This is a genomic window from Caulobacter sp. 602-1, from assembly GCF_003931565.1.
Taxonomy (GTDB): domain Bacteria; phylum Pseudomonadota; class Alphaproteobacteria; order Caulobacterales; family Caulobacteraceae; genus Caulobacter.
Window position 1 is genome coordinate 1 of sequence record NZ_RRYI01000163.1, and the last position, 283, is coordinate 283.

The following is a 283-nucleotide window of genomic DNA, read 5'->3' on the forward strand; positions in this document are numbered from 1 at the left end:
GCAGATGGCTCACGAACAGGTTGACCGCACGCGGAATGTGCAGCGAATAAGGCCGTATGGCGTAGATCTGGTCGGCGAAGGCGCCCGTGGGCTGCCAGTCGGGGAGCACCTCGACCAGCTTGCCCGCCTGCAAGCCGGATTGCGCGCTGAAGTCGGGCAAGAGCGCAATGCCGAGCCCCGCCTGGGCCGCGTCGCGCAGCGCCTCACTGTTGTTGGCCGCCAGCGGACCGGCGATGGGCACGGTCACGCGCTCGGCCTGGCGCGCGCGGCCGCCTCGCCGCTC

At 71.0% G+C, this 283-nt stretch carries 1 protein-coding gene; it reads right to left on the reverse strand.

Translation table 11 applies throughout. The features are described from left to right. A partial coding sequence (locus tag EIK80_RS25725; RefSeq protein ID WP_233586955.1) for a LysR substrate-binding domain-containing protein occupies positions 1–247 on the reverse strand: 247 nt, incomplete at its 3' end. Between the last annotated feature and the right edge of the window lie 36 nt (positions 248–283).